At 71.5% G+C, this 22846-nt stretch carries 31 protein-coding genes and 1 pseudogene; 9 read left to right on the top strand and 23 right to left on the bottom strand.

Annotation, left to right across the window (positions count from 1 at the left end; all coding sequences use genetic code 11):
* From CCN72_RS04310 to CCN72_RS04295, 4 genes are all read right to left on the bottom strand, one after another.
* Nucleotides 1-253: helix-turn-helix domain-containing protein (locus tag CCN72_RS04310; protein ID WP_143664038.1), on the bottom strand; the 253-nt coding region annotated here is incomplete at its 3' end.
* A gap of 20 nt (nucleotides 254-273) precedes the next feature.
* A complete protein-coding gene (locus CCN72_RS04305; protein ID WP_208637914.1) occupies nucleotides 274-2394 on the bottom strand; it encodes a phosphotransferase family protein in 2121 nt (706 codons plus the stop codon).
* 278 nt (nucleotides 2395-2672) lie between these two features.
* Nucleotides 2673-3410, bottom strand: a complete 738-nt coding sequence (locus tag CCN72_RS04300; RefSeq protein ID WP_244174124.1) for an HAD family hydrolase — start codon at nucleotides 3408-3410, stop codon at nucleotides 2673-2675.
* Nucleotides 3410-4291, bottom strand: a complete 882-nt coding sequence (locus tag CCN72_RS04295) for a winged helix-turn-helix domain-containing protein (RefSeq protein ID WP_208637913.1) — start codon at nucleotides 4289-4291, stop codon at nucleotides 3410-3412. Before CCN72_RS04295 ends, CCN72_RS04300 begins: the two co-directional genes overlap by 1 nt.
* Before the next feature lie 161 nt (nucleotides 4292-4452).
* Between CCN72_RS04295 and CCN72_RS04290 the strand changes: the two genes are divergently transcribed.
* A complete protein-coding gene (locus CCN72_RS04290) occupies nucleotides 4453-4641 on the top strand; it encodes a hypothetical protein (RefSeq protein ID WP_086806380.1) in 189 nt (62 codons plus the stop codon).
* Between the two features lie 15 nt (nucleotides 4642-4656).
* Here CCN72_RS04290 and CCN72_RS04285 read toward each other — a convergent pair whose 3' ends face one another.
* The 3 genes from CCN72_RS04285 to CCN72_RS04275 all read right to left on the bottom strand — a co-directional run bounded on the left by CCN72_RS04285 (nucleotide 4657) and on the right by CCN72_RS04275 (nucleotide 7830).
* Nucleotides 4657-5598, bottom strand: a complete 942-nt coding sequence (locus tag CCN72_RS04285) for a winged helix-turn-helix domain-containing protein (RefSeq protein WP_086806379.1) — start codon at nucleotides 5596-5598, stop codon at nucleotides 4657-4659.
* A gap of 322 nt (nucleotides 5599-5920) precedes the next feature.
* Complete coding sequence (locus CCN72_RS04280) at nucleotides 5921-7156, bottom strand: GNAT family N-acetyltransferase (RefSeq protein ID WP_086806378.1); 1236 nt, start codon at nucleotides 7154-7156, stop codon at nucleotides 5921-5923.
* A 71-nt stretch (nucleotides 7157-7227) separates the two neighbouring features.
* Entirely contained in the window at nucleotides 7228-7830 is a 603-nt protein-coding gene (locus tag CCN72_RS04275; RefSeq protein ID WP_086806377.1) for an RsiG family protein, read from the bottom strand.
* 183 nt (nucleotides 7831-8013) lie between these two features.
* Between CCN72_RS04275 and dtd the strand changes: the two genes are divergently transcribed.
* Complete coding sequence (dtd, locus tag CCN72_RS04270) at nucleotides 8014-8439, top strand: D-aminoacyl-tRNA deacylase (RefSeq protein WP_037653536.1); 426 nt, start codon at nucleotides 8014-8016, stop codon at nucleotides 8437-8439.
* A 35-nt stretch (nucleotides 8440-8474) separates the two neighbouring features.
* On the opposite strand, the gene ygfZ is transcribed toward dtd, so the two are convergent.
* The 10 genes from ygfZ to CCN72_RS04220 all read right to left on the bottom strand — a co-directional run bounded on the left by ygfZ (nucleotide 8475) and on the right by CCN72_RS04220 (nucleotide 15707).
* Nucleotides 8475-9440, bottom strand: coding sequence for a CAF17-like 4Fe-4S cluster assembly/insertion protein YgfZ (gene ygfZ / locus CCN72_RS04265; protein WP_085565422.1), 966 nt, complete (start codon nucleotides 9438-9440; stop codon nucleotides 8475-8477).
* A gap of 10 nt (nucleotides 9441-9450) precedes the next feature.
* Complete coding sequence (locus CCN72_RS04260) at nucleotides 9451-9888, bottom strand: Fur family transcriptional regulator (protein ID WP_037653437.1); 438 nt, start codon at nucleotides 9886-9888, stop codon at nucleotides 9451-9453.
* Between the two features lie 57 nt (nucleotides 9889-9945).
* Nucleotides 9946-10521, bottom strand: coding sequence for a heme-binding beta-barrel domain-containing protein (locus CCN72_RS04255; RefSeq protein ID WP_086806376.1), 576 nt, complete (start codon nucleotides 10519-10521; stop codon nucleotides 9946-9948).
* Nucleotides 10522-10731: 210 nt separating this feature from the next.
* Complete coding sequence (locus CCN72_RS04245; protein WP_244174123.1) at nucleotides 10732-11661, bottom strand: hypothetical protein; 930 nt, start codon at nucleotides 11659-11661, stop codon at nucleotides 10732-10734.
* Nucleotides 11658-12401: a hypothetical protein gene (locus CCN72_RS40230; RefSeq protein WP_244174122.1), complete on the bottom strand. Its 744-nt coding sequence runs from the start codon at nucleotides 12399-12401 to the stop codon at nucleotides 11658-11660. The genes CCN72_RS04245 and CCN72_RS40230 overlap by 4 nt, the downstream gene beginning before the upstream one ends.
* Nucleotides 12398-13105, bottom strand: coding sequence for a hypothetical protein (locus CCN72_RS04235; RefSeq protein WP_086806374.1), 708 nt, complete (start codon nucleotides 13103-13105; stop codon nucleotides 12398-12400). The genes CCN72_RS40230 and CCN72_RS04235 overlap by 4 nt, the downstream gene beginning before the upstream one ends.
* Before the next feature lie 278 nt (nucleotides 13106-13383).
* Entirely contained in the window at nucleotides 13384-13671 is a 288-nt protein-coding gene (locus CCN72_RS04230) for a DUF1416 domain-containing protein (protein ID WP_006348354.1), read from the bottom strand.
* Nucleotides 13672-13701: 30 nt separating this feature from the next.
* A complete protein-coding gene (locus CCN72_RS04225) occupies nucleotides 13702-14547 on the bottom strand; it encodes a sulfurtransferase (protein WP_085565424.1) in 846 nt (281 codons plus the stop codon).
* A gap of 125 nt (nucleotides 14548-14672) precedes the next feature.
* Nucleotides 14673-14753, bottom strand: a complete 81-nt coding sequence (locus CCN72_RS41640) for an Ms5788A family Cys-rich leader peptide (protein WP_350751515.1) — start codon at nucleotides 14751-14753, stop codon at nucleotides 14673-14675.
* 207 nt (nucleotides 14754-14960) lie between these two features.
* The gene (locus CCN72_RS04220) at nucleotides 14961-15707 is read right to left on the bottom strand and encodes an LmeA family phospholipid-binding protein (RefSeq protein ID WP_086806373.1); all 747 of its coding nucleotides are present in this window, start codon (nucleotides 15705-15707) and stop codon (nucleotides 14961-14963) included.
* A gap of 185 nt (nucleotides 15708-15892) precedes the next feature.
* Between CCN72_RS04220 and CCN72_RS04215 the strand changes: the two genes are divergently transcribed.
* Nucleotides 15893-16156, top strand: a complete 264-nt coding sequence (locus tag CCN72_RS04215) for a DUF3099 domain-containing protein (RefSeq protein ID WP_046422628.1) — start codon at nucleotides 15893-15895, stop codon at nucleotides 16154-16156.
* A gap of 23 nt (nucleotides 16157-16179) precedes the next feature.
* Here the strand turns inward: CCN72_RS04215 and CCN72_RS04210 are convergent, their stop codons facing one another.
* The 3 genes from CCN72_RS04210 to CCN72_RS04200 are packed head-to-tail and all read right to left on the bottom strand — an operon-like array spanning nucleotide 16180 to nucleotide 17077.
* Entirely contained in the window at nucleotides 16180-16542 is a 363-nt protein-coding gene (locus tag CCN72_RS04210) for a DsrE family protein (RefSeq protein ID WP_085565427.1), read from the bottom strand.
* Nucleotides 16543-16574: 32 nt separating this feature from the next.
* Nucleotides 16575-16808 carry a hypothetical protein gene (locus tag CCN72_RS04205; protein ID WP_086806372.1) on the bottom strand — a complete coding sequence of 78 codons (234 nt, stop codon included), beginning with the start codon at nucleotides 16806-16808 and terminating at the stop codon, nucleotides 16575-16577.
* Complete coding sequence (locus CCN72_RS04200; RefSeq protein WP_086806371.1) at nucleotides 16805-17077, bottom strand: hypothetical protein; 273 nt, start codon at nucleotides 17075-17077, stop codon at nucleotides 16805-16807. The genes CCN72_RS04205 and CCN72_RS04200 overlap by 4 nt, the downstream gene beginning before the upstream one ends.
* A 174-nt stretch (nucleotides 17078-17251) precedes the next feature.
* On the opposite strand from CCN72_RS04200, the gene CCN72_RS04195 reads away from it, so the two are divergent.
* From CCN72_RS04195 to CCN72_RS04180, 6 genes and pseudogenes are all read left to right on the top strand, one after another.
* Nucleotides 17252-18094 (top strand): DUF5753 domain-containing protein, encoded by an 843-nt coding sequence (locus CCN72_RS04195; RefSeq protein ID WP_086806370.1) that lies wholly within the window; start codon nucleotides 17252-17254, stop codon nucleotides 18092-18094.
* Nucleotides 18076-18351 (top strand): DUF397 domain-containing protein, encoded by a 276-nt coding sequence (locus CCN72_RS04190; protein WP_086806369.1) that lies wholly within the window; start codon nucleotides 18076-18078, stop codon nucleotides 18349-18351. The genes CCN72_RS04195 and CCN72_RS04190 overlap by 19 nt, the downstream gene beginning before the upstream one ends.
* Nucleotides 18352-18459: 108 nt before the next feature.
* Nucleotides 18460-18732 carry a DUF6879 family protein gene (locus tag CCN72_RS40225; RefSeq protein WP_402150262.1) on the top strand — a complete coding sequence of 91 codons (273 nt, stop codon included), beginning with the start codon at nucleotides 18460-18462 and terminating at the stop codon, nucleotides 18730-18732.
* Nucleotides 18695-18835 (top strand): annotated as a pseudogene (locus CCN72_RS37865) (transcriptional regulator); the annotation flags it as partial. The gene CCN72_RS40225 and the pseudogene CCN72_RS37865, both read left to right, overlap by 38 nt.
* Nucleotides 18836-18933: 98 nt before the next feature.
* Nucleotides 18934-19062, top strand: coding sequence for a hypothetical protein (locus CCN72_RS41350; protein WP_269821122.1), 129 nt, complete (start codon nucleotides 18934-18936; stop codon nucleotides 19060-19062).
* Entirely contained in the window at nucleotides 19059-20255 is a 1197-nt protein-coding gene (locus tag CCN72_RS04180) for a methyltransferase domain-containing protein (RefSeq protein ID WP_244174121.1), read from the top strand. The genes CCN72_RS41350 and CCN72_RS04180 overlap by 4 nt, the downstream gene beginning before the upstream one ends.
* Before the next feature lie 26 nt (nucleotides 20256-20281).
* Here CCN72_RS04180 and CCN72_RS04175 read toward each other — a convergent pair whose 3' ends face one another.
* The 3 genes from CCN72_RS04175 to CCN72_RS04165 are packed head-to-tail and all read right to left on the bottom strand — an operon-like array spanning nucleotide 20282 to nucleotide 22700.
* Nucleotides 20282-21565, bottom strand: coding sequence for a hypothetical protein (locus CCN72_RS04175; protein WP_086806368.1), 1284 nt, complete (start codon nucleotides 21563-21565; stop codon nucleotides 20282-20284).
* A gap of 4 nt (nucleotides 21566-21569) precedes the next feature.
* Entirely contained in the window at nucleotides 21570-21824 is a 255-nt protein-coding gene (locus CCN72_RS04170) for a MoaD/ThiS family protein (RefSeq protein WP_037653452.1), read from the bottom strand.
* Nucleotides 21825-21875: 51 nt separating this feature from the next.
* Nucleotides 21876-22700, bottom strand: coding sequence for an alpha/beta hydrolase family protein (locus CCN72_RS04165; RefSeq protein WP_086806367.1), 825 nt, complete (start codon nucleotides 22698-22700; stop codon nucleotides 21876-21878).
* Nucleotides 22701-22846 lie beyond the last annotated feature (146 nt).

The raw sequence follows: 22846 nt of genomic DNA, 5'->3' as shown, positions 1-22846 counted from the left end.
CGGCCTCGTCCTCGTGGTCCGCGATCCGGTGCAGGACCAGGTCCTCCTTGGCCGGGAAGTACCGGAAGAGGGTCGGCTTGGAGATCCCGGCGGCCGCGGCCACCTCCGCCACCGGCACCGCGTCGAAGCCCCGCTCCAGGAACAGCCGTACCGCGGTGTCCGACACCTCCTGGTACATCCGCTGCCGCTTGCGCTCCCGCAGCCCCGGCTCCCGCGTTCCCGTCTCCCGCTCACGCGGCTCCGACTCACCCATGGGGCGAGCCTACGCAGTGCTCAGCCGAGTCCCAGCCGGGGCAGTCCCAGCCGGGGCAGTCCCCAGGGGCGCCCGGACAGCCCCAGCGAGGCCGTGGCCGCCGTGAGCGTCATGCCGTACGACGCCACCGCCCGCCGTACGTTGGGCGCGTCCAGGCTGGATCCGGTGACCAGCCGGTCGAGGTCGACGTAGGCCGAGCGGACCAGCTCGATCCAGCGGTAGACCCGCCAGTCCCGCTGCCAGTCATGGGTGTGGCGCGCGTCGAGGCGGGCCGCCCAGCGGCGGAACATGCGGTCACGGATCTCCGGCCGGGTCGGGGTGAGGTGCATGTGCCGGACCAGTTCGTACAGCGGGTCCCCGACCAGGGCCATCTCCCAGTCGATGAGGGTGAGGGCGGGGCCGTCGTCGCGGCGCACCAGGTTCCAGGGGTTGAGGTCGCCGTGCAGCAGGGCGGGGGCGCGGTCGGTGACCCGGTGCCGGGCGAGGATCTCGCGCAGCCGGGGCCCGTCCGGCAGACCGAGGAAGCGGGCCGTCTGCTGGGACTGCCGCGGCAGCGCCTCGACCAGCGCGACGAGCTGCTCGCTGAGCCAGCCGTAGAAGCCGGGGCGGCCGCCGAGCGGGTCGATGCCGGCCGGGTCGACACCGGTCAGCGCGGCCAGCTGGTCGACCAGGTGGTCCGCCTCGTGCGGGCGCAGTCCGTCGACCGGGTGGTCGGGGCGGCGGCCGAGGTCGCGACCGCCCTCGTAGGTGTGCACGGCGAAGCGGTCGCCGCGGTAGCGGTGGGCGGGGTCGGCGGCGTGGCTGGTGCCGAGCGCGAGGACGCGGGGGGCGGCGACCGGCACCCCGGACCGTTCGATGGCGGCGAGGACGGCGTGCTCGCTGAGGAAGCTGCGCTCGCGGCGCAGTACGACGGTCACCTCGCGGCGTACGACGACGGGGAAGCCGGTGCCGGGCACCCGGAGCACGGTGGTGAGGTGCGCGGCACCCTTGAACACCCGCTCGGCCGGGGCGGCGCCCTCCAGGAACAGGGCGTCGGCGACCGCGTGGTGCGGGAAGCCGGGGTGTTCGGGGACCCGCCGGTCCGGTGTCCAGGCGATGGCCCGGGGGCGCAGGCCGGGCCGGGCGGCGCCGCGCCGGAAGAGGATCCGCTCGATCTCGTCGGCGCCGGGCACCCGGCCGAGCCGCAGCGGCTCCGTGGCCGCGCGCAGGGCGTCGCCCACGACGGCGGTGGCCCGCTCCAGGGACTCCGGGTCGAAGGAGCGGCCCAGGGCGCGGACGGCCCGGACGACATCGGTGTAGAGGGACTGGGCGTGTTCGAGGGCGAGGTAGTGGGGCAGGTCCTTGCCGAGTCCGGCGACGGCGGCGGGCCGGGCGCGGGCCACCGCGTCGGCCCAGGCACGCACGAGTGCCGCACGCTCGGGCTCGGGGCGGCGCGTCCGTACGAGGTGGACGGCGAGGTCGTACAACGGGTCGCCGTAGCTCGCCAGTTCCCAGCCCGTGCAGCGCAACCCGTCGTCCGTCACGACGAGTTGGGCGCGGCGCAGATCGCCGTGGAGCAGGACGTACGGGCGGCGGGTCAGCGCGGGCACCCGCTCGGCGAGGCGGGTGAGCGCGTCCTCGGGGACGCCGAGCGCGGTGAACAGGCCGCCGTACCTGCGCCAGTCGGCCCCCCGGATCTGCCGGTCGGCGAGATGGGCGAGGGTGCGCAGGAAGCCCTGGGAGTCGGTGTGGTTGCGCGGCCAGTGCGGGGGCAGCGGCGGCAGCGCGGTGCGGCGCACCTGGGCGAGGGCGGCGAGCAGCGCGGCGATGTCCTGCGGCGGGGGCCCTTCGTCCGGTGTCCGGCCGTCCACATGGCTGTGGATGACGTACCCCTCCCCGGCGGCCAGGCACTCCGGCGCCCGGGGCAGCACCCGGTGGACCGCGCGCAGGATCTGCGCCTCGCTCTCCCAGGTGCGCACGGCCGGTGCCGCGTCCGGGCGGGGCAGCCGCACGGTCACCGGCGTGCCCGGGGCCCAGCCGAGCAGACCGGCGAGCGGTTCGGTCAGCGGCAGTACGTGGTCGCGATGGCGCGGGCCCTCGCGACTCGCCCCCGCCGCCGCGGCACGGGCCACGAAGGCACGGCAGGCGGCATCCGTCCGCATGGCTTCGGCGCGCTTCCCCACGACGGTAGGGGGAATGGACGGTGCGCCCACTGGCCGCTCCGGGATCGATCGCACAAGGGGGAGGACCGGTCGGGCGACAGGTCCGGGGAAACGCTATTCCCCCGTGGCGGCCGGTACGGCCGCCGGGCGCGGTGGAGTAGCCCAACGGGTGGTCCGCCGCTCGGCTGTGCCGATCCGGCGCCCGGGGCCCGGCACCTCGCCGCGCCCCGCACCCGTGTACCCGCGGCCGGACGGTGATCCGGCCGCGTCTCCGCATGCTAACCGACCCCCCGGCCGCCCCTGAGCAGGCGCAACAGCGGTTCCAGCGACCGTACGACGTGCTCGGCGCCGGCCGCGCGCAAAGGTTTCTCCTTCGCCTCGTTGCGGGCGTAGCCCAGGAAGGGGACCCCGGCGTCGCGGGCGGCGGCGAGGTCGGAGGGAGTGTCGCCGATCATCAGGGCGGCGGTGGGGGCGGCACCCATGGCACCGAGGGCGCGCAGCAGGCAGTGCGGGTCGGGCTTGAGGTGGTGCAGATGCTCGGTACGGCCGTACAGGTGCGGCGCGAAGCAGGCGGTCAGGCCCCGGGACTCCAGGTAACTGCGGGCCACGCGTGGCGAGTTGTTGGTGGTGACGGCGAGCCGGGCGCCGACGGCGGTCCAGGTGCGGATCAGCGGGTCGGCCCAGGCGGTGGGCAGCGCGGAGGCGGCGGCCCGCAGCTCCTCCTGGGTGAGGCGTTCCTCCAGGCCGGTGACGAGGTCGCTGCCGGGCCGGCGGCGGCCCACCGCGCGCAGCACCACCTGGGGGTCCAGGGTGCCGCGTTCGGCCGGGGTGAGCAGTCCGTGCAGGCCCTGCCGCTCCAGCCAGGCCACCAGGTCCGCGGCGATCCGCTCGGCCTTGTGCGTGGCGAACAGCCGGCAGATGGGGCCGTCGAAGTCCCACAGCACGACCCGGGCGGAAGTGATCAGTACACGAAGCTTCTCGATCTCGCTCGCATCAGAAGTCGTATCAGAAGTCACTAGGAGAGTGTCAGGTCCGTGGAGATGGTTTCCCAGAGGGCGTCGAACCACTTCTGCGATTCCTCCACGAACACCGCGTCCCGCTGCCCGGCGCCCCGCTCGAAGGAGAAGAGCAGGGACTCGGAGCCGACCGCGTCGTACATCTCCAGCGTCCCGTTGTCGGTGGGCTCGGCGCGGCGCGTGATCATGTAGTGCGCGAAGAGCGCCTCGGCCCCGTTGAGCAGGTACAGCTTCACCGGCGGGGTGAACGGCAGGGCCCGGAAGGTGACATGGACGTCGATGTCATGGGTGGCGCGCAGGGCCTGGAGGTTGTACTGGAGCACCTGCCCCTGGGCGTTGCGCATGGCCAGCCAGCGCTGGTGCACCGCGTCGTCCTCCGCGCTCCCGGCGTCGACCGAGACCGGGAAGGCGAGGCTGATCTCCCGCGAGGGCAGCAGGACGCGGACATCGATCCGCTCCGGGCGCAGCTTGCCCTCGTGGATCAGGCGCAACGGTTCACCAAGGGCCGGGATCAGGCTCTGCGCGGTCAGACAGACGGCGTCGATCCGCACCTGCGGCGCCGCGAACGCGTCGGTCAGCCGGGGCGCGAGGGCCACCATCGTGGGCTGGGGCTCCCCGACTCCGGACCGCTGCTCGGCGACCCGCGGCGGACTGCCCTTGCTGACACCGCTGAGCAGTCCGTCCTGCTGGAGCACCCGCAGCGCCTGGCGTACGGCACCCCGCTCGACGCCGAACTCCTCGGCCAACTCGGCCTGAGTGGGCAGCCGTTCGCCCGGCCGCAGAATCCCGGCGCGCATCCGCTCGCGCAGGACGCCCGCGATCTCCTGGGGGCTGCGTCTGCCGCTGCCGTTGACTGCCATGTGCTCCTGGGTCACCACCAAACGTTATAACTTCCGTCCATCTGAGGGGAGTTGCTGAGAAGTTGTTTATGTAGTGCCACCAAGTGGGGACAACTTAAACAGAGTTGGTTGCCAACTTTTCCAAGTTGGCGGAAGTTTTGCCTCCCGTCGTTGCTCCACCGGCACCCGAAGGGGGATTCGCCGTGCCCGCTCCCGCCCTCCTCTCCGCCACCCTCGCCCTCGGCCTCGAACAGCTCGTGCAGTGGAGGTACGGCACCGCCGGCGCTCTCGGCCTGCTGCTGTTCACCGTCGGCCACAGAGCCAAGAGCCCGGCGGTCAGCTCCGTCGGCGCGATCCTGCTCGCGGTGCTCCTGACCGGCCCCGCGATCTGAGCACCGAGGGCTCAGCTACGTCAGCTCCAGATCGGAGCTGATCGTCTCCCACAGGGCGTCGAACCACCGCCGGGACTCCGCCACGAAGGCGGCGTCCCGCGCTCCGGCGTCCCGCGGCCCGGCATCCCCCGTCTCGGCATCCCGCGTCCCGGCGCCCGGCCCGAAGGCGAACAGCATCGAGCGCGTGCCGTCCGCGTCGTACGACTGGAGCGGTTCCCCGCCGAACTCCCGCTGCTCATGGCGCCCCAGGGTGTAGTACGCGAACAGCGCCTCGGCCTCGTTGAGTAGATAGAGCTTGACCGGGGGCGTGAACGGCAGCGCGCGGAAGGTCAGCCGCACATCGATGCCGTGTGTGGTGCGCAGGGCCAGCAGATTCTGCCGCAGCACCAGGCCCTGGGCGTTGCGCACCGCCAGCCAGCGCTCGTGCAGCAGCCCGCCGTCGCCCGCGTTCACCGGGTCCACCGGGGTCGGGAAGGCCAGCTCGATCCGGTGGCTGGGCAGCAGCACCCGGACATCGATCTTGGCCGGTTTCAGCTCCCCCGCATGGATCAGCCGCAGCTGCTCGCCGACGGCCAGCGTGAGCGACACCGAGGTCAGACAGAGCGCGTCGATCCGCACCCGGGGGGCGGCGAAGGCAGCCGCGACGCGCGGGCCGAGCCCCACCACGGTGGGCTGCGGCGGCGCGGCGGACCACCCCGGCCACGCGTCCTGCGCCACCCTGGCCGGGCTGCCCTTGGACACCCCGGTGAGCAGTCGCTCCGCGTGCAGGATGTCCAGGGCCTGGCGGACGGCGCCGCGCTCCACACCGAACTCCTCGGCCAGCTCGGCCTGGGTGGGCATGCGCTGCCCGGGGCGCAGTGCGCCGGATCCGATCCGGCTGCGCAGCTCGTCGGCGATCTCCCGATGGGACGCGCGGGACGCGCGGGGTTCCCTGGCGGAGGCGTGCTCCGGGTCCACGAGAAAACCCTACAACTTCCCGCCAACTTGCGGCAGTTCAGCGACAGCTGGTTATGAGACGCCTTCCGGCGGAGATAACTAGAGATAAGTTGGCAGCCAACTCGGCTGACATGGTCAGGCTTTCCAGTGGTTGGCCGTATCGGGGACGGCCCGCGAAGCGCACAGTCACAACTGAAGACGCGAACAACTGAAGACGACGACAACTGAAGACGAAGCGCACAGCCACAACTGAACACACGCACAACCGAAGAACACCCAGCACAGCCACAACTGAACAGCTCGCTACGGATGAACAGCTCAGCGCCGCCGATGAGGGGAGCGGTCAGAAGTCGTCCGGGCACCACGGGCGCCCGGGCGAGCGGAACAGGGCGTCGGCCTGCCGGGCGGCGCCCTCTCGCGCTGCCCGCACCCGGCCCAGCGCGGCCAGCCGCAGCAGCGACTCTCCGCCGAGCCATACGGACGCCAGCTCCTGGACGCCCAGCGTCAGATCGGGGCTCGCGGTGGTCGCCGTACAGGACGCGCCCTGCGGCGAGGTCTCCAGCCGGTAGCGCCCGCCCGCGTATCCGGCGTCGTCCACGATCTCCAGGACCAGCGCGCCCTCCTGGTCGTAGGTCCGCGCCTCCAGGGCCCGTACGACGTCCAGGATCCGCACCCAGAGCATGTCCGACTGCTCGGCGATCCGGGCGGCGCGCGGGTCGGGCAGGAAGAACGGGAGCAGATCGTCCGGGCCGCGGCCGCCGCTGTCGACCTTGGTGATCCAGTCGATGGAGCACATGTAGTGCCACAGCGCCCGCTCGGCGGCCGGGGTGGTCCCGAAGAGCCGCTCGACGCGCGCGGTCTGGTCGGGCTGCTGGCCGGTCCAGGTGTCGTCGCTGCGGTACGTCACCAGACCCTGGGCCTCGCCGGACGCCGAGCGGTACAGGGCGTGCGTCGGCTCCACATAGTCGGCGTGGGCGCGCAGGGCGCCGGTGAACTGCTCCCACCACAGCTCATTGCGGCTGATCGCGCCGGGCTGGCCGCGGCGGAACCGGTCGAACAGCTCGGGGCCCAGCTTGCGCACCTCCGCGCCGTCCAGCAGCTCGATCCGGCCGCCGTCGTCCGGGCCCGACCAGCGGGGGTCGAGGCCGGCCCGCGGGACGTCGACGGTCCACCGGGACATCCAGGTGGCCGGACCGAAGCCGAACCGGCCGTAGATCGGGTACTCGGCGGCGAGCAGGGTGGCGACGACGTCCCCGCGCTCCCGGGCCGCCGCGAGATCCTGCGCCATCATGCGGCTCAGCAGACCGCGGCGGCGGTGCGTCGGGCTGACGGTCACACCGCTGATGGCGTCGGCGGGAACCACCCCGCCGCCCACCGTGGTCAGCTCCTGCTCGAAGGAGCGGAACGTGGCCACCCAGCGGCCGCCGTCCACGGCCCCCAGATAGCGGCCCGGCGTGAACTTCCGCCGTCGGGCGTCGAGTTGCTCACGAGCCAGGGCCGGGGGCTGGGTGAATCCAACGGCCAGGGCGCGCTGCCAGTCGTCGAAGTCGGCCTCGGTCGCGGTACGGACGTCGTTCATGAGCCCACGGTAGGCATCCCTCCCGCCGGATGTCCTGCCGATTTCCGCCCCTTGGTCCCCGCACGGTCCCGTCACACCAGCAGGTCGTCCACCTGCGCCTCGCCCACCCGGTAGCGGCGGGCGATCTCCCCGCCGCATCCGTCGGCGGTGTGCTGGAGGCGCTGGCGGCGCCTCGACACCTCCTGCTCGTACCGCTCCAACCGGCCCATGGCCGCGGTCAGTTCGGGGTCGGTGCGGGCGGTGAGATCGCTCAGCTCCACCTCGCCGAGCATCTCGGCGGCGAGCCGCCGCACCTCCTCGCCCCGGGGGGTGCCGACGGTGACATGGCGGGCCGAGGAGCGGTGCCGGGCCGGGGCGTCGCGCAGGATCTCCGGGAGCCGCTCGACCACGGAGGCGTCCTTCGGCGCGGGCACGGCCGCCCGGCCGCGGCGCGCCAGTTCCGCGTGCAGGATGTCGATCCGGCCCTGCAACAGGCGCCGCACATAGCTGAGATCGGCTTCGTCGCGCTGGGCGTCGCGGCGCAGCGCGCGCAGCTCGGACAGGCTCAGCCGGGACAGCTCGGGCGCCGCCGGCCGCACGGCGGCCGGTGTGATCATGGGCTCGTCGGCCCGCTGTACGGGCGGCCGGTACGTCCCCTGGGGAACCGGCAGCTCACTGGTGCTGGATGTGCTCATGTGGTTCGGACCGTCCCCTCGACCGGCGTGTGACAGCATCGTGCCACCCCCGGCGCACCGTATGTGACCGAGTGCCCCCGAACAGCCCCGGATGGGCGGTAAGGGTTCCATAAGCTCTACCTGTGAACGCGTCCCGGAGGTCCGCCCGCGGCCTCGATCCGGGGACCCGGCATCATGGTCCGCATGCGAGCGGTGGTGCAGAGAGTGGACGGCGCGAGCGTCGTCGTGGACGGCGAGACGGTGGGCGCGATCGAGGGCGAGGGCCTGTGCGTCCTCGTCGGCGTGACCCATGAGGACACCAAGGAGAAGGCGGCGCAGCTGGCCCGCAAGCTCTGGTCGGTGCGGATGCTGTCCGAGGAGCGTTCGTGCAGCGACCTCGACGCCCCGCTGCTCGTCATCAGCCAGTTCACCCTCTACGGCGACGCCCGCAAGGGCCGCCGCCCCACCTGGAACGCGGCGGCCCCCGGCGATGTCGCCGAGCCACTGGTGGACGAGGTCGTGGCCCAGCTGCGGGCACTGGGCGCGACGGTGGCCACGGGGCGGTTCGGGGCGAAGATGCGGGTGTCGCTGACCAACGACGGGCCGTTCACGGTACTGCTGGAGATGTAGCCGCCCCGGACCGCCCGGGGGCGGCTACGGCTCGACTACGGCTCGACCACGACCTCCTGCGCCGCCGCCGTGTCTCCGGCCAGGAGCGCCGCGTCGAGGGGGACGTTCCGCTTGACCAGGGCGAGCGCCACCGGGCCCAGCTCGTGATGGCGGACCGAGGACGTCACGAAGCCGATCTTCCGGCCGTCGGGGCCCTCGTCCGCCAGCCTGATCTCCGTGCCCGGCGCCGGCAGATGCACATCACTGCCGTCCAGGTGCAGGAAGACGAGCCGGCGCGGCGGCTTGCCGAGGTTCTGCACCCGGGCGACGGTCTCCTGCCCCCGGTAGCAGCCCTTCTGGAGATGCACGGCCGTACCGATCCAGCCCAGCTCGTGCGGGATCGTGCGGTGATCGGTCTCGAACCCGAGCCGCGGCCGGTGGTGCTCGACCCGCAGCGCCTCGTGCGCGAGCAGGCCCGCGGCGGGCCCGTGCGAGGCCGCGAAGGACTCCAGGTCGGCGCGCGGCAGGAAGAGATCACGGCCGTACGGGGTCTCGCGTACGACGACGCCCTCGGGCACCTCGGCGATGGACCCGGCGGGCAGGTACACCACCGCGAACTCGTCGGTGCGGTCGGCGACTTCCACCCGGTAGAAGAACTTCATCGACTCCAGGTAGGCGACCAGCGCCTCGCGGGTGCCCGGCTCGACGTGCGCCCAGACCGTCGTACCGTCGTCCACCAGGTACAGGGCGTGCTCGATGTGCCCGTTCGCCGAGAGGATCAGCGCCTCGGTCGCCTCGCCGGTGGGTAGATCGCTGACGTGCTGGGTGAGCAGCAGATGCAGCCAGCTCAGCCGGTCCTCGCCGGTGACGGTGAGGACTCCGCGGTGCGAGAGGTCGACGAATCCGGTGCCGTCGGCGAGTGCGCGCTGCTCGCGGAACAGATCGCCGTAGTGGGCGGCGACGCCTTCGTCCACGCCCTCGGCGGGGACGGCGCCGGGCAGGGACAGCAGGGGGCTCTTCATAAGCGCAAGCCTACGACGTGGTAGTTGAACTCTTCAGGGAGCAGTCCTTGCAGCGGCCGAAGATCGCGAAGTGCTTCATGTCGGTGTCGAACCCGAACTGCCGCCGCAGCTTGGCGGTGAACTCCGCCGCCACGCTCACATCCGCCTCGATCACGCTCTCGCAGTCCCGGCACACCAGATGCAGATGGTGGTGCCGGTCGGCGAGATGGTACGTCGGCGCACCGTGCCCCAGATGGGCATGGCTGACCAGGCCCAGCTCCTCCAGGAGCTCCAGCGTGCGGTACACGGTGGAAATGTTGACCCCCGACGCCGTCTTCCTCACTTCCACGAGGATGTCGTCGGGGGTCGCGTGTTCAAGGGTATCCACGGCTTCGAGGACAAGCTGCCGTTGCGGAGTCAGCCGGTAGCCGCGCTGCCTGAGGTCGCTCTTCCAGTCGGTGCTCACCACACCGACGAGTCTAGAACCACGCCCGGCGCACCGAGAGCCGCCGAGGATCCCTCGGGCCTACTTGAAGAAGGCGATGCCGTCGTCCGGCATGTCGTCCGGGAGGGCCTTGGCCCAGCGTTCGACGTCCTCGGGGGTGACGACTTTCTTCAGGTGGGCGGACATGTAGGGGCGCAGCTCGACCTCGGGGGTCTGCTTCTCGCCGACCCACATGAGGTCGCTCTTCACATAGCCGTACAGGCGCTTGCCGCCGGTGTACGGCCGGGCGGTGGCGGTGCGCGCGACGGCGTCCGTGACCAGGTCGATCTGGGGCTTCTTGTCGGCCATCTCGCCGTACCAGATCTCGATGGTGCCGTCGTCGCGGGTCATCGTGACCTCGACCTTGCGGCCGGCGTCGATCCGCCAGAAGCCGGACTCGGTCTCCAGCGGGCGGACCTTGTTGCCGTCGTTGTCCAGCACCCAGGTACGGGAGTGGTACTCCAGGAAGTCCCGGCCGTCGTGGGTGAAGGTGACTTCCTGGCCGAAGTTGCACTTCTCGGAGCCGGGGAAGTCATGCACGCCGGCGCCGGCCCAGTCGCCGAGGAGGAAGGCGAGCGGGACGAGGTCCTTGTGCAGGTCGGACGGGATCTCGATCATGAGCGGTGCTTCCTGGTGGGAGGGTCAGCGCTGGCCCTGGTACAGCTTCTTCACGGTCAGGTAGGCGAAGGCGAGCACGCCGACGCAGACCAGGACCAGCAGGGTTTCGAAGAAGATCTCCACGGGTGCTCCTTGAGCGAGGGTGGGCATACGACAGAGCCGGAGCCCAGCTTACGCGGCCGGGCTCCGGCTCTCTTTCCGAGGTGGGCCTCAGCCGAGCAGCTCCGCCTGGAGCGCCACCGTCTGCTGGAACGGCACGGCGTGCGCACCGCCCTTGCGGGACTGCACGACGAGTCCGATCACGTCTCCGGCGAGGAGGTACGCCTGCCGGACCTGCTCGGCGCCGTACGGCCGGGGTTCGTCGTACGCGTAGTGCGTCACGTTCGGCAGCTGCCAGCTGTCCGGGAACTGCCCGTCCAGCTCGGTGCCGGGCGCGCCGCGCAGCGTGCGCGGGGCATGGTCGTACCCGGCGAACTCCTCCTGCTGCACCTCGCCTGCGACCAGCCCGGTGTCGAACTGGAGCAGATAGATCCGGGTGCGGGTGCCGTCCGGCGTGGTCCAGCCGCGGGCCGCGATGTGGCGCAGCCCCCGGTCCCTGAACACGCCGCCGAGCAGCTCCCGGTCGTCCTTGAGGGGGTACTCGTCGAGGAAGGTCCCGGTGCGCACCCAGCCGTGGGACACCGCGAGCGTCTTGTCGGCGGTGGCGCCCCGCGGCGCCGGCAGCACGAGTGCGCGCAGGTCCGCGTAGTGGGCGGTGGCCTTGTTCGAGGAGGCGAAGGGGGCCGGGCGGCCCTCGGGCAGCGGTGGCCGCACCAGCTGCGGGTAGTCCCAGCGGCCGTCCGGGACGGTGGCGAGACCGGGCACGTCGGTGCGCTCCAGCCGGGTGACGCCGTACGCCGTCGACGCCCCGAACACGGCGAAGACGGCGAGGGCGGCCGCCCAGCGGAGCGCTCCGCGCAGCGGACGGGAGGCGCGAGCGGCCCGGGCCGCCGGGGGCACCGGCTCCTGCCCGACCCCGGCCTCGGCCCCGACCGCAGCGCCTGCGGCCTGCTCCCGCTCCTCGCTCACCCGCTCGGTCACACCCTCCGCGCCCGGCTCGGCTCCCTCGATGACTCCCTCGACGGCCTTCTGCTCGCTCATACGGCCTTCCCCGGGTCCTTGATGCGGTCGAGCTGACGCCCGATGAACAGGGCGAGGGCGTTGGTCTCCAGCGGCCGGGGTCCCTCGGCGGTGACGCTGACCAGAACGCCGCCCTGGTAGGCGTTGCAGAACATGAGGTCGAAATTCTTGTCGGCGGCCTTGGGCGTCAGGAAGCACGCCGCGTCCTTGTGGCCCTTGATCGCGGGGCCCTTGCGGAAGCGCAGGGCGGAGGCCAGCGCCTGTCCGAACTCGACGTCGCGGTCGTGCGCGGAGCCGCCGCCGTCCATCCGTACCAGCTGGACGTTGACGGTGAAGGAGCCCTTCCCGTCGTTGTCACGGCCGATGTTCGCGTAGCTGCGCATGGCCATGCCGCTGATGTGCTGCTTGTCGATCAGCTCGTCCATCCGGCGCCGGGTGTCCGGCGGCAGGCCCTGGACCGACTGCTTGCGCAGGGCGGTGGCCTGGCGCCCGGTGAGTTCGACGTCGGAGCCGTACCCGGCGATGTCCGGCCCCCGCTGGTACGCGGTCGGCCCCTGCCCGTACGGCAGCAGCACCCCGCCGAGCCCGGACGTCCGCGGTCCGCCGCCGTCCTTGGCGGAGGACGCCGGGGGGAACTTCCAGACGGGCTTGCCGGGATCCCGGTCGGCGCCGGACACGGTGACGGCCGTCCAGCCGACCCCGGCGACGACCGCGGCGGCCAGCAGCCCCGCCCCGACGAACTTGCCCTTCACTCTGCTCACAGCCGGCCCACCTGCCGCTTCGCCAGATCCATGATCTTCTTCTCGGGCACCGGCTTGGTGTCGGTGATCCACATCTGCATGACGATGTCGCCGCGCGAGGCATAGGCCTCGGCCTGGTACATCGGCACGTATCCGGGCTCGGACCGCGGCCGCCGGCTCACATAGGCCATGCCGTCCCCGGCTCCGGGCACGGGCACGCTGTCGATGCCGGGCCTGTTCCCGACCCAGCCCTCCTGGTCCCGCACCGCGTCGCGGGCGCCCGCGGTCTGCTCCTGGCGGTACTGCACGAGCCGTATGTCGACGCTGTACGTGGCGCCGATCCGCCAGCTGGTGGCGGCGACGCGCCGCAGCCGGCTCTGGAGGGCCCAGCGGAACCCGGTGCCGGGGTCCTCGCTCCAGGTCGCGTACTCCTCCAGATCCATCCAGCCGTCGCCGCCGCTGTCCTCGTCCCGGGCGCCGCGCGGCTTCGGCAGCAGCAGTTTGCGCAGGTCACCATCGGTCTTGACCTGCCGGTCCTCGGCCGCGGTCAGCAGCGGGACAGCGCCCTTGCCCTGCCGCAGCACCGGCTGCGACAGCGGCGGCAGCTTCGTGGGCGCCCGGCCGGCCTGTACGACGTACCCGACGCAGCCCCCCGCGACGATCCCGAGGGCGGCGGCCGAGGCGATCAGTGCGGCGGTACGACCACGCCACCGCACCGGGGCCATGGGTCTCTCCCCCTCCCCCTCCTCCGTCGGCCCGGCTTCCGGTTCCGGCTTCTCCAGTGCTTCCAAGACATCCCCTCGCGGTGCGGAACGCGGATCTGGTGGCCCGCGCATGCACAGCAGACTCATGGCATGCACATGGAGTTGTAGGCGGAAGGATCACGATTCGGGGAAGCGCCGAGGACGCGGCAGGGCTGCGGGGACGGGGAGGCCCGGGCATGCCGAAGGGCCGTACCCCGTCCGGCGTCCAACCCAGGGGTACGGCCCTTCCGCGTCTGCCGTCAGACGGCGATGGCGACCTCCGCGAGCCCGCCCTGCTGCGCCACGACCGTGCGGTCCGCGGTGCCGCCCGGCACCAGCGCGCGCAGGGTCCACGTGCCCTCGGCCGCGTAGAAGCGGAACTGACCGGTCGCCGAGGTGGGCACCTCCGCGGTGAACTCGCCGGTCGAGTCGAGCAGACGGACGTAGCCCGTCACCGGCTCGCCGTCGCGGGTCACCTGACCCTGGATCGTGGTCTCACCGGGCTTGATCGTCGAGGCGTCGGGGCCACCGGCCTTCGCTCCGCACATGCTGTTTCTCCAGAGGTCGCTTGGGATCGCTTACTTGTTGGCGCCGAGCTCGATCGGCACGCCGACGAGGGAGCCGTACTCGGTCCAGGAGCCGTCGTAGTTCTTGACGTTCTCCACGCCGAGCAGCTCGTGCAGCACGAACCAGGTCAGGGCCGAGCGCTCACCGATGCGGCAGTAGGCGATCGTGTCCTTGGCGAGGTCCACGTTCTCCGCGGTGTAGAGCTCCTTGAGCTCGTCGTCCGACTTGAACGTGCCGTCGTCGTTGGCGTTCTTCGACCACGGGATGTTGCGCGCGCTCGGGACGTGGCCCGGACGCTGCGACTGCTCCTGCGGCAGGTGGGCCGGGGCGAGCAGCTTGCCGGAGAACTCGTCGGGGGAACGGACGTCGACCAGGTTCTCGGCGCCGATCGCCTTGACGACGTCGTCGCGGAAGGCGCGGATCGCGGTGTTCTGCGGCTGGGCCGTGTACGAGGTCTGCGCGCGCTCGGGGACCTCGTCGCCGGCGACCAGCTCGCGGGCGTCCAGCTCCCACTTCTTGCGGCCGCCGTCGAGGAGCTTGACGCTCTCGTGGCCGTACAGCTTGAAGTACCAGTAGGCGTACGAGGCGAACCAGTTGTTGTTGCCGCCGTAGAGGATCACCGTGTGGTCGTTGGCGATGCCCTTCTCCGACAGGAGCTTCTCGAAGCCCTCCTGGTCGATGAAGTCACGGCGCACCGGGTCCTGGAGATCCTTGGTCCAGTCGATGCGGATCGCGTTCTTGATGTGGTTCTTCTCGTAGGCGGACGTGTCCTCGTCCACCTCGACGATCGCGATGGTCGGGTCGTCCAGGTGCTCCTGAAGCCAGTCGGCGTCGACCAGGACGTCGCTACGACTCATGCTCTTTCTCCTCCGGGGCAGTTACGGCGGGGCGTGCGAGTGCGAAGGGGCGCGCGCCCGGGGTGCGAGCGGCGCACGGGTGCCCAGCAGGGCAGGGGTGAAAGACGCGGAAGCGGAACTTCCGCTCAGAAGGGGCGACAGAGCATGGCGGCGACGCGGCACAGGTCGACTGCCCGCCGCTTCGTGAGATCCGCCTGTCGCTTCATGGTGACGATCGTAGGTACGCGAGGGCGCGCGTGTCACCGGTGTGTCGTATGGCGAGACACGATCGTCCGAATGGCGGGACGAGAAGAGCGCCCGGCGGCCGGGGGAAGGCCTTCCGGGCGCTCGGGTGCGCCATCGCATCTACGGTACGGACGTCACCGTCTCGCCTGTCGGACGAACGGTGCCCATCGGGGCCGTTTCGCGGCTTTCTACCCCGCCAGCTTGACGTCCGAACCCTGCACGCTGATCTTCACGCCGTTCTCGGCAGCCTCCACCTTGGCCAGCTTGATGCCGCCCGGCAGCTGGTCGATGACCTGCTGGAAGTCGGTGATCGTACGGACCCGGTCCTCGGCGAGTCCGAGGCCGGCGACCGAGGGGAGGGAGTCGGCGCGCACCTCGACCTTGTTGTTCACGACGCTGACGGTGCTCAGGACGGAGACCGTGCGGTCGATGGGGATGGCGCCGGCGACGGTGCCGCTGACCTTGACCGCGACCTTGATCTTGCCGTTGCCGCCGTCGGAGAGACCGACGACCTTGGCCCGTATGCCCAGGCCGATGTCGGTGGGCTGCGACTTGGCGGTCTTCATCAGCTCGTCGTACGAGATGGTCGCGGTGCCGGTGGCGCTGGAGGCGGTGGCCGAGCTGTAGTCGCCGGAGAAGGAGACGCCCTTCATGTCGGCTTCCAGGTCGTCGATGCGGATCGTCTTCCCCGGCTCCCCGGTAGCCGCGTCATAGCTCTTGATCCCGACCTCGACATCGTCCAGCGAGCCACCGGCGACCTGGGTGAGGAACGGGAAGCCCTTGATGTCCACGTCCGGCGTCACCGACAGGTTCTCCGACGACTTCAGCTTGTCCGCGACCTCCCCCTGGGCGAAATGCACCGCCACCCGGTCCACGATCACGAACAGCCCGCCCAGGATCACGACGATGATCAGCAGTATTCGCAGGGCGCGCATGTGGTGTTTCCCCCCAGGTCGACATAGGTCACGGCTACGCAACGGTAACGCCGCGCGGCTTCGCGGAGGGTAAATGTCGATCAGCTGTGACAGGGCACGCAGTCGGGGGCGGCGCCGACAGGGCCTCGACACCGAGCCGGCCCCACTATGGCGCCGAACCCGACCCCCGGACCTACTCTGGAAGCATGTACGCACGGCGACGTCACGTGTACTTCGCCATGATGGGGATCTGTATCGGCCTGTTCGTCCTGGCGTGGGGGGTCGTGCGGATCTGGTCCGTCCCGGCGGCCGTCGGCATGTGTGTCGTCGCCATGGTGATCCCGCCGGTCGCCGCGATGATCGCGAACCGGCGGGGGCCGGAGGACCGCTGGTGGGACGACCCCTCCGGCGATCCCCAGTCCGACGAGTGGTGGGACGAGCTGGACGGCAAGAAGCGCCCGCGCTCCTGAGGGAGCCGTACTCGGCGGACGAGCTAGTAGACGAGCGCCTGGGTGTCGTCGGCCAGCGCCTCCTGGACGAAGACCTGCGCGCCCGCGATGCGTACGCCCTCGATGACGTCCTTCTCCGTGATCTCCCGCCGGGCCGCGCACTGGGTGCACAGCGTGACGCGGCCGGCCGCGAGGATCGAGTCGATCAGGTCGGGCAGCGGAGCGGCGTGCGGGAGCTCGAACTCGGCGGCCCGCCCCGGCAGCGCGAACCAGGACGACTCCCCGGTCAGCCACAGCGACACCTCGACCCCGCTGGCCACGGCCACCGCCGCCACCGTGAACGCCTGCGAGCAGCGCTCAGGGGCATCCGCCCCGGCCGTCACCTTGATCACGAGCTTCTTCGCCATGCGGGAAGGGTAGCCCGCGGTGCGAGCGCGGCTCAGACCGCCACCACGGCGAGCGCCACCAGCAGGCCCGCCAGGCTGAGCACGGTCAGCGCGCCGCTCACGAACGCGCCGTCGACCCTGCGGGCACGGTGGCGACGACGCCGTACGACGGCAGGGGCCGGGACGGGTACCTCGGGCGGCAGCGGCCGGGGCGGTGGCGGGAACAGCGGCGGCGGGATCGCATAGCCGGGGTTCAGCGGGGCCCGGTTCTCATCGTTCCTGGTCACGGGCAGTGCTCCTCCCTCAGGTGCCTGCGCAGCAGCACGTTCGCGTCCGCCTCCGCGCTGCGGTCGCACTCGGCCCGCGCCACCTCGCGCCGCTCCGCGAGCGTCAGACACGCCGGACAGCCCGGCACCGCCCGGGGCGGTCGGCTCAGGTCGTCCGGGTCCGGCGGCAGCGCCTGCCCGCGCTCGTTGGCGATCCGTACCTCGGCGCTGAGGCGGGCGCGGTTGTAGAGGGAGGGCCCGGTGCCCTGGTTGGCTGGATCCATGCACATCGATTTCGCTCCTTTGCTCCAACTTCTATACGGAATGCGCCAGTTGTATTACTCTGCGTGTTCCTGGCCTGATACGAGAATGGCCCAGCACGGAGGCGGAAACGCGCGGAACGGCGCCTTGTGCCAGGTCGTGCGGGCCATGTGCCACAAATTCCACAAACCGGGGAGGGCGCGGTGCCGCAGCGACGGGCGATCACGGGTCGCAGCCAGGAGCCGAGGGCTCGGTTCGCCGAGGAGTTGCGGTTACTCCGGGAGGAACGGCAGCTGACCTTCCGGGCGTTGGCCGCGCAGGTGGGCTGGGACCCGACCCTCTTCAGCAAGATGGAGAAGGGCCAGTCGCTCGGGGGCCCGGAGACCGTGGTGGCCCTGGACACGTTCTACGGCACGGGCGACAAGTTGCTCACGCTGTGGGAGCTGGCGAAGGCGGACCCGACGCAGTTCAAGGAGCGGTATCGGCAGTACATGTCGCTGGAGGCCGTAGCCCTCAGCATGTGGCACTACGGCGGCAGCGTCCTGCACGGTCTCCTTCAGACCCGCGAGTACGCATTGGAACTGCTCGCAACGGGTGGCCTCACCCACAATGAAGTGGAACAGCAGGCCGACGCGCGCATGGACCGCCAGAGTCTGCTGGACGGGGAATGCGCCTCACCATTTCGCGTCATCCTTTCCGAGGCCGCGCTACGGAACTCTCTGCAAGATGCGCAGATGTGGCGGCGGCAGTTGGAGCACCTGGTGATGCTCTCCGAGCGCCCGAACATCACCTTCTACGTGCTGCCGTTCGGCGCCGGACTGCATGGTCTGATGGACACCGCCGTGACATTCCTACGACTTCCGGATGGCCGCACCGTCGCCTACGTCGAGACTGTCGTAAGCGGTGAACTCATCGAGGAAGCAGGCCCAGTTGAGGACCTACAGCGCAGATATGATGCGATTCGCGACGCGGTCATGGATCCTGCTGCCTCGCGGAAGTTCATCTTGCAGATGCTGGAGGAAGCGCCATGCGAGCCATCGACCTGAGCAGCCTGACGTGGCGTAAGAGCAGCTACAGCAACTCGGAAGGCGGCGCCTGCGTCGAGGTCTCTGACGACCTCCTCCAAACCGCCGACTGGCGCAAGAGCTCATACAGCAACTCGGATGGCGGCGCCTGCCTGGAGTTCGCCGACAACCTCCCCCTCGTCCCCGTCCGCGACAGCAAGGACACCACCCGCACCCCCCTCCTCTTCGGCGCCCCCGCCTGGGCGGCCTTCGTGGGCGGGGTCAAGGCCGGGCGGTGAGCCGCTCTACCGCTCTTGCCGGATAGCGCCCTTGACGACGAGGGCGCCGAGGGCGCGGGTCCTGAAAATCTATGGGATCCACTCTGTGCCAAGGCGCGGCGATCAGCGATGCACCTTGAGATGCGGGACAGCTACATGCGGGACGACCCGTACAAGCCGGTCGATCGCACATCGTGGTGGCGGCCGTGGCTGGACGTGGTGACCGAGGCGACGGCCCGAGGGGTGGCCATGCGCCGGCTGCGCGTGGTCTCCGAGCCGCTGAGCGACTGCATCCGGTACGAGTACGACGGCACGTTCACGAATGTCGAGGCAGGTGAGGATGTCCGCTGGCTTCCTCAGCCTGCTGGTGTCGGGCTACCTCACCATCACCCAGCCGAGTGAGGTAGACCTGTACGCCGACACGTTCGCGGAGCTGGCCGAGCTGGCTGTGTACGGGGCCAAGGCTCGCGCGCTGATCGAAGGCGCCGTGGAACTGCTCAGGTGATTGTGGTGCAACCTCGTGCAATCACATGGGAGTTGAGTGTCTTTGTCTCCTACCGTACCGATCACGGCAGTCCGTGACGAACGCAAGGAGAACGGACGATGAGGACACGCATCGATCTGTACGCCGACGGCGACGACAACCTCCCCGGTCAGCCGTGGAATCCGCCGCAGGAACCGCCCAGCCCGGACGGCGGGAGCCCGGAGGGAGACGGGAAGCACCGCAAGTGACGTACGACTCCCTGCGTATGGACCGCCCCGGCCGCAAGGAGCTGGGGCGGATCCTCGTGGAATCCGGTGTGTTGTCCTCGGACTGGGCGCCGACGTTCGCGGCGGTCGACCGGGCCGCGTTTCTCCCGGACCTCATGTGGCCCTACGACATGACGACCGGCGCGAGCGCCACCGTGGACAGGCGGGATGATCCGGACGGCTGGTACGCGGCGGCCGACAGCAACGTCCCCGTCGTCATCCAGTGGGACGACGGCGCGCACCGGGGGACGGAACCGGGCAGGCTGTCCACCAGCTCCTCGTCCATGCCGTCCGTGGTCTACGGCCTGCTCCAGGACCTGGCGGTCGAGGACGGCATGCGCGTCCTGGACGTGGGCACGGGCACTGGCGAGACGGCCGGCGCGCTGACGCACCGCCTCGGACGCCACCACGTCACGACCGTCGACGTGGACCGGGCCGTCTCCGCGGCTGCCCGCGACCGGCTGTGCCGCCAGGGGCTGTACCCGGAGGTGATCGTGGGGGACGGGTTCGAGGGGCACCCGGGCGGGGCGCCGTACGACCGTGTGCTCGCCACGGTCGGCATCCGTCGAGTGCCCACCGCCTGGATCAGGCAGACGCGCCCCGGCGGGATCATCCTCGCGCCCTGGGGCACGGCCTACGGCAACGCGGACGCCGTGGCCCGCCTGACGGTCGGGGACGGGAAGGCCACGGGCCGCTTCACCCGGTCCGTGGAGTTCATGAAGCTCCGATCCCAGCGCGGCCCGGCGATCGACCATGACGCCTATCTGTCGGCCGGCCCTCTGGACGACGCGAAGCGGACGACGACTTCCCTGACCGAGGAGGAGTTCGTCACGGGACGCCTCACGGACCTCCCTTTCGTGCTCGGCCTCCGGGTGCCCCGGTGCCGACAGGCCGCGGCGGACAAACGCGAGGGCGCGCGTCCCGTCTGGTTCTACGGCCTGACCGACCTGTCCTGGGCCTGCGTACTGTTCCGCGACGGACAACGGGACGCCACCGTCTGGCAGTCGGGGCCCCGGCGTCTGTGGGACGAGGTGACGGATGCCTATCGGTGGTGGAAGGACCGGGGATCGCCGGACGTGACCCGGTTCGGGCTCACGGCCGACGCCCGGGGCGGACAACGGGCCTGGCTGGACGACCCGGCGCATGAGGCGTGGGCCGTCCGGCCTGCCGTATGAGAGCGGGAGCCGTTCGCGACCGGCGGCTAACCCAGCACCCGTCCCAACGCCCACACCACCGGCGCCGCCGCCGACAGCGGCAGGGCGACGCCCGCGGTGAAGTGGACGAAGCGGGAGGGGTAGTCGTAGCCGGCGACCCGGTGGCCGACCAGGGCGCACGCGCCGGCCAGGGCACCGAGCAGGGCGCCCTGCGTGCCGAGGCCGGTCATGCCGCCCACCGCGATGCCCGCGCCCGCCGCGGCGAGCAGCGCGACCACGACCGACGCCGGGGTCGGCAGCGGCAGCGCACGCGCCAGCGAGGCGACCGCCACCGCGGCCGCGCCCACCGAGACCGCGTGCGGGTCGGCGCCCAGGTAGCCGGTGGCCAGGATCGCCAGGGCCGCGGAGGCGACCGTCGCCATCAGGCCGTACATCCGCTCGTCCGGCGAGGCGTGCGAGCGGAGCTGGAGGACCAGGGAGAGCAGGACCCAGACGCCGAGGGTGCCAAGGATCGCGGCGGGCGCGTTGCCGCGGCCCGCGGCCAGTACCGCCACGTCGGCCGCGAGTCCGCCCAGGAACGCCAGCGCGATGCCCTGCCGGGCCGGCCACATGCCGTTCAGCCGGAACCAGCCCGCCGCCGTCACCGCCTGGAGCAGCACCAGCGGGACGGCCAGCGCGTACGAGCCGAGGCCCGCCGCCGCGGCCAGCAGCAGACCGAGCAGCGCGGTGAGCAGCGCCGGCTGCATCCCGGGCTCGATGATCGGCGAACGGCCCTCCAGGCGGGCCCGCTGCGCGTCGGTGATCCGGGAGTTGCCGGCGAGCGTCGCGGGGCCGTAGGAGGGCGCGTCACCGGACGGTTCCTCGGCGGTGCGGTCCCCTGCGGCGGGGGCGACTGCGGGGGCGGCCGACGCGGGTCCCGCCGTCGGGTACGGCTGCGGCATCGGCGTCGCCGACTGCGGGTACGGCTGCGGCTGGGCCATCGGCTGGGGGCCGGGGTGGCCCATCTGCTGGTACTGCTGCTGGGGCTGTCCGGCCTGCTGGTACTGCGGCTGGGCCTGCGCTCCCGCGAACCCCTCGCCCTGCTGGTACTGCCCCTGCTGCGGATACCCCGTCACCGGCGGCAGGTACGCCGTCGCCTCCGCCGCCGCCTGGACCGGTGCGTGGGTCTGGGTCTCCCAGGTCTGGCCCTGCCAGGTCTGGGTGGACTGCGGGTCGGGGCCCCCCTGGGCGCCCTGCGATGCGGTGCCCTGCCAGTCCTGCGGCGGCGCGGGCTGCTGCTGGTAGGGGTCGTAGCCCTCGTACGGGCCGCCCTGATACGGCTGGTCGGTCATCGACTCACCCTCCTGCGAACGGCGGGAGCACCTCGACCGTGCCGCCCTCGGCCAGCCGTACCGTCTCATGCGCGCGCGTGCCGACGGGGTCGCCGTCGATCAGATAGGAGCAGCGCTGGAGCACGCGGGTGAGTTCACCGGGGTGCCGGGCGCGCACGGCGGTGAGCGCGTCGGCGAGGGTGGCCGCGTCGTACGGCTCCTCGGCGACCCCGGCCGCGGCCTTGGCGGCGGCCCAGTAGCGCACCGTGACCTTGGGCATCTGGTTCCTCAATCGACGGCTGGTAAAAGTCAGTAAGTAACGGGAGCCAGGCTAGCCGGAGCGGCGGGCGGCCCAGTCCCCGATGCGGTCCACCAGGGCGTCGTCCGCGGCGTGCTCCGCATGGCCCATGCCCGGCTCCAGCCACAGTTCGGCGTGGCCGCCGGAGGCGTCGGCGAGCATCCGCGGGTGGTCGAGCGGGAAGTAGCCGTCGCGGTCGCCGTGCACGATCAGCAGGGGCGTCGGGGCGATCAGGGGGACCGCCTCGACGGGAGAGAGCGGTATGGGGTCCCAGTCGCGGTGGTGGATACGGGTACGCAGACCGTAGCGGCCGACCAGGCGGCCCTCGGGGCGGGTGACCAGCCAGTGCAGCCGGCGCATGGGGGCGGTGCCCCGGTAGTACCAGCGGGCGGGCGAGCTGACCGCGGCCACCGCGTCCACCGTGCCCGGGTGCAGGGCCGCGTGCCGCAGCACCACCGAGGCGCCCATGGAGAAGCCGACGGTCGCCACCCGCGCGTGCCCGAAGCCGCGCGCCCACGCGAGTGCGGCGGCGAGGTCGAGGACCTCCTTGTCGCCGACCGTGGAACGCCCGCCCGAGCGTCCGTGGCCCCGGAAGGAGAAGGTCACGACGGCGCCGTAACGGGCCAGCCCGGCCGCCACCCTTCGCACATGCGGGCGATCCACGTCCCCGGTGAAACCGTGCGCGATCACCAGCACCGGGGCGTCCGGGTCGTATACGGCCGCCCCCGGGTCGTATACGACCTCGACCGGAACGCCGTCCGCCGTGCGCAGGTATGTCCGGACAGGGCCTGGTCTGCCTGTCTCGTCATCCGGACGTACGGTGGAACGTGCCACATGTCCTGCCGGGCGATTGCTCATGTGGGCTATTCTGCTGGGCAGAGGACTCGGGCAGCGTTGCCACCGGGTCCTTTTGTGCTTTCGGAAGCGTTGTATACGGAGCGGGACTCCCTCGGCGTCCCCCGGTGTACGGGCCTTCGGGAACGCAGAGCAGTGCCCGTCCGCAC

Source organism: Streptomyces murinus, assembly GCF_002154555.1.
GTDB lineage: Bacteria > Actinomycetota > Actinomycetes > Streptomycetales > Streptomycetaceae > Streptomyces > Streptomyces murinus.
The sequence above is the reverse complement of the archived record's forward strand: the minus strand, read 5'-3'. Positions and strand labels throughout refer to the sequence as shown.